Origin of the sequence: Frateuria sp. (assembly GCF_013362045.1) — a bacterium.
Lineage (GTDB): Bacteria > Pseudomonadota > Gammaproteobacteria > Xanthomonadales > Rhodanobacteraceae > Frateuria_A.
The window spans coordinates 1-4078 of record NZ_JABFWW010000201.1 but is presented as its reverse complement, the minus strand read 5'-3'; the positions used below and the strand labels follow the sequence as shown (position 1 = coordinate 4078).

General features: G+C 69.9%; 5 protein-coding genes and 1 pseudogene. All 6 read right to left on the bottom strand.

The window, feature by feature from the left end:
- Positions 1–724 (bottom strand): NADH-quinone oxidoreductase subunit C (locus tag HOQ08_RS09395; RefSeq protein WP_291193614.1); only part of this gene is annotated, 724 nt, incomplete at its 3' end.
- 279 nt (positions 725–1003) lie between these two features.
- Positions 1004–1561 (bottom strand): NADH-quinone oxidoreductase subunit B, encoded by a 558-nt coding sequence (locus HOQ08_RS09390; protein ID WP_291193612.1) that lies wholly within the window; start codon positions 1559–1561, stop codon positions 1004–1006.
- Positions 1552–1941 carry an NADH-quinone oxidoreductase subunit A gene (locus HOQ08_RS09385; RefSeq protein ID WP_291193610.1) on the bottom strand — a complete coding sequence of 130 codons (390 nt, stop codon included), beginning with the start codon at positions 1939–1941 and terminating at the stop codon, positions 1552–1554. The genes HOQ08_RS09390 and HOQ08_RS09385 overlap by 10 nt, the downstream gene beginning before the upstream one ends.
- 264 nt (positions 1942–2205) lie before the next feature.
- Positions 2206–2559 carry a PilZ domain-containing protein gene (locus tag HOQ08_RS09380; RefSeq protein WP_291193608.1) on the bottom strand — a complete coding sequence of 118 codons (354 nt, stop codon included), beginning with the start codon at positions 2557–2559 and terminating at the stop codon, positions 2206–2208.
- A gap of 105 nt (positions 2560–2664) precedes the next feature.
- Complete coding sequence (locus HOQ08_RS09375; RefSeq protein ID WP_291193606.1) at positions 2665–3594, bottom strand: PIG-L family deacetylase; 930 nt, start codon at positions 3592–3594, stop codon at positions 2665–2667.
- Between the two features lie 141 nt (positions 3595–3735).
- A pseudogene (locus HOQ08_RS09370) lies at positions 3736–4078 on the bottom strand (DNA polymerase III subunit delta'); the annotation flags it as partial.

Sequence of the window (4078 nt, the reverse complement as noted above, 5' to 3'; positions counted from 1 at the left end):
GGCGCCAGTTGTCGGCGGCTTCGGCCTTGGCCTGGATGAGGTCGGCGTCATCGCGAATTACGCGCGGCACCAGCACGCGCGGCTCGATGGTCACCGGCTGGTAGACCACGCGCTGCTGCTCGGCGTCGTAGCGCACCTCGACGTTGCCGATCAGCGGGAAGTCCTTGCGGAACGGATGGCCGACGAAGCCGTAGTCGGTGAGGATGCGGCGCAGGTCCGGGTGGCCCTCGAACAGGATGCCGAACAGGTCGAACGCCTCGCGCTCGAACCAATTGGCGACCGGCCAGATGCCGGTCAGTGAAGGCACCACCGGCAACGCGTCGTCCTCGCAGAACACGCGCAGGCGCAGGCGGCGGTTGTGGGCGACCGAAAGCAACTGGATCACGGCGGCGAAGCGCCGGGGCATGCCCGTGTCGCGCGGCCGCTCGTCCCAGTTGAAGCGTCCTATCGCCTGGCCCTCGACGCCGCGCGAGAAGCCGGTGCCACTGATCGTCTCGGTGTCCCATTCGACCTGGCCATAGCCCAGGTAGTCGACGCCGCAGACGTCGATCAGTTGCTCGAAGCGGAATTCCGGCTCGTCGCGCAGCGCAGCGGCGACGCTCAGCAGGTCGCCCGGGGTGAGCTCGGCGGTGGTCTCGCCGTTGCGGCTGGTGGACAGCGAGAGGGTGTCGCCGAACCGCGCCGCGAGACGGGCGGCCAGCGAGGTGTTTTGCGTATCGGTCATGGCTTTAGAGCCTGCTCGTGATCTCCAAGCACCTCGCGCCGGGAGCTGTTTGCGCGCAGGTCAAGGAAGAACGATGGAGTGGACGTCCGTCCACGACTGCGTGATGACGCAGGAATGCGGGCAAACAGACCCGGCCCGGCAGGGTTGCCATCGAGTGCCCGCCATGCTGCAGCGCGCGGCTTGACCTGCCAGCCAGGCAGGCCCACGCCACGCCCTACCACCTGACGGGCACTCGATGGCAACGCGAGGTGCTTGGAGATCATGAGCAGGCTCTCAACCTTAGCCGCGGGCGATGGTGCTGGTGCGGCGGATCTTCTTCTGCAGCTGCAGGATGCCGTGGATCAGCGCCTCGGCCGTCGGCGGGCAGCCGGGCACGTAGATGTCCACCGGCACGATGCGGTCGCATCCGCGTACCACCGAATAGGAATAGTGGTAGTAGCCGCCGCCATTGGCGCAGCTGCCCATCGAGATCACCCACTTCGGATCGGGCATCTGGTCGTACACGCGGCGCAGTGCGGGCGCCATCTTGTTGACCAGGGTGCCGGCCACGATCATCACGTCGGACTGGCGCGGGCTCGGGCGGAAGATCACGCCGTAGCGGTCCAGGTCCAGGCGCGCGGCGCCGGCGTGCATCATCTCCACCGCGCAGCAGGCCAGGCCGAAGGTCATCGGCCACATCGAACCGGTGCGCGCCCAGTTCATCAGCGCGTCGATGGAGGTGGTGGCGAAGCCGCGCTGGACGATGGGGTTGTCCTCGGCCGGGCGCAGGATGTCGTCGACCAGGTTCAACGGCTCCGGGTTGTGCATCACCCGGTCGATGGAAGACATCACTCCCATTCCAGCGCTCCCTTCTTCCACACGTAGGCGAAACCGACCACCAGCAGCAGCAGGAACAGCGCCATCTCGATCAGCGCCACGATGCCGATGTGCTGGAACACCACCGCCCAGGGGAACAGGAAGGCGATTTCCAGATCGAAGATGATGAACAGGATCGCCAGCAGGTAGTAGCGCACGTCGAAGCGCATGCGCGCATCCTCGAACGCCTCGAAGCCGCATTCATAGGCGGCGAGCTTGACCGCCTCGGGGCGCCGCGGGCCGGCGAGCATGCCGATGGCCAGCAGCACCACGCCCAGGCCGGCGGCAACGCCGATGAACAGCAGGATGGGCCAGTATTGAGCGAGCACGATGCAACGTACCTCCGCGCCCTCGAGGCGCATCAGTGACCGCGGGTAACGGTCCGGCTGGTTCAGTTCGGCAGGCCGCGCGCGGCAAGGGCTGTCCGGCCACGATCGCACGCGTGGGGGCCGCGAGCGTCCGATTTCCACGAAATCCGTTCGTGTAACCGCCGCATTGTATCAGCGGGCGCGGGGACAACGCCAAGGGTTGCGAACATGACAGGCATTCCCGGTTGCGTGCCCTGCGGGGGCGATGAATACGGGCGCCTTGCCGGTGTCGGCTGCCAGCGACGGCTGGCCGGGCCGCTACATGGTGTGCGTGGGACGCTCCGAGCCGAGCACGCCGGCAAGGATGTTCTCGATGCGCTGGCGCGCCGCCTCGGCATCGCCCGATTCGTTGAAGTGCACGCCGATGCCGGCCGTGCGGTTGCCCTGCGCGCCGAGCGGGCTGATCCAGGCGACCTTGCCCACCACGGACAGGCGCTCGGTCTCGTCCATCAGCGTGATCAGCAGCACCACCTCGTCGCCCAGTGCATAGCGCTGCGCCGTCGGCGCGAACAGGCCGCCGTTCTTCAGGAACGGCATGTACGCGTTGTAGAGCGACGCGGCGTCCTTGATCTTCAGCGAAATGATGCCTTGGCGGGCGGCGATGGGGGTCATGCACGGGCTCCGGAACGTCCGGCTTAGAACCGGCCTGGGCATCGTAGCGAGCGCACGGGACAGGCGCAAAGCGGACGGCGGTTCGCGGCGCGCCCGTGCCGGGAGCTACAGCTCGCACCATCCCCAGCGGTCGAAGATCCATGGCGAGGGCACGTCCATGTCCAGTCGCGCGAAGCAGGGTGCGGTGGGTACGTCGGCCAGGCGGTAGCGCCCCTGCCCGTCGCGTTGCAACGGCGCCTGGTTCCAGCGCCAGTGGTACACCCCATCGGGGCTGGCGACGGTCAGGCGCAGGCGCGAGCGCCAGGCCCTGGGTTGCCATGGCAGCGCGCCGGCCTGGCGGTCGCTGGGAGGCCTGGCGACACGGTCGTAGCGCTCCGGGCGGTCGGTGAGCCGCCGCATGCGGCCCGCGCTCAGCGCCATCTGGCTGCCGTGCGCCGACAGCGCATCCAGCTTGGCCGCATGGCGCCCGGCATCCGCCGGCAGCGCGACGACGCCTGCCGGACCTTCGCGGCCGTGGACGAGATAGCCGAGCAGCAGCGGCGGCTCGATGCCTCCCTCGGCCAGCGCCAGCCGCACGAGCACATGCGCACTGCCGTGGTCCGGATGGCGATCGCCCAGCGCCGGCAAGGCCACCACGTTGGGCCGGAAGGCAACCAGCTCCTCCACCAGGCGCGCACGCGCGAGCGGGGCCCCATCGCGCAACAGCGCGGTCAGGCCCATGTCCGGCCAGCCCATCGCGTGCAGCGCATCGAAGGGGACGTCGAGCCGCTGCAGCGCCTGGGCCACCTCGCCGCGCCGGCGCCTGCCCCAGCGCGCGCGATCCTCGTCGCCGACGAGCAGGCGATGCTCCAGCCAGCGCTGCGGCCACGGGTTGTCGTCGCCGTCGGTCAGCAGCAGCACGCGCACCCCGCCGCCCGCCGCGAGCACGAGCTGCAGCAGTTCGCCGGTGCCGATGGTTTCGTCGTCGGGATGCGGGGCCACCACCAGCAGGCGGGTCCGCACGTCGGGGCTGAACAGCTCCGGGCTCAACGGCATGTCGTGGCGCCTCCCGCGCCAGGATAGGGAGAACGCCGGCGCGCTGGGCGCGGGCGTCGATGCGCGGCAGCTTGCAGCGTGCCGCGTTCGCGCAGCGTGTAGCGTCGAGCGGGAACCCTGCGGGCCGCATGTGCCATGGGATCAGCGCCAGAGCGCCAGCAGCTCGAGCAGCAGCAGGTCGCCGCGCAGGGGGCCGCGCAACGCGTCGCGCGCGCGGTTGGCGGCACCGAACCAGTCGGCGAGTGCTTCGGCGTCGAGATGGCTGCCCAGCGGCGCGGATGTGCCGACCGCACGGGCACGCGCCTCGTCGACGGCAGCCTGCGAGGCGAACCAGAGCGATTGCTCCGGTTCGGCATCCAGCCAGCGGCGCGCGACGTCCATCGGCTCGGTGCGGCCGGCTGCCAGCGCGGCCAGGTCCTTGCGCACGGCCTGCCGGCGCGCCAACGCGCCCTGCTCCGTCCAGGCCCGCGCAAGCCCGGGATTG

Excerpts from the sequence above, each read along its gene's own strand:
- HOQ08_RS09390 (WP_291193612.1), bottom strand. The coding sequence starts at position 1,561 with ATGGGAGTGATGTCTTCCATCGACCGGGTGATGCACAACCCGGAGCCG.
- HOQ08_RS09385 (WP_291193610.1), bottom strand. The coding sequence starts at position 1,941 with ATGCGCCTCGAGGGCGCGGAGGTACGTTGCATCGTGCTCGCTCAATAC.
- HOQ08_RS09380 (WP_291193608.1), bottom strand. The coding sequence starts at position 2,559 with ATGACCCCCATCGCCGCCCGCCAAGGCATCATTTCGCTGAAGATCAAG.
- HOQ08_RS09375 (WP_291193606.1), bottom strand. The coding sequence starts at position 3,594 with ATGCCGTTGAGCCCGGAGCTGTTCAGCCCCGACGTGCGGACCCGCCTG.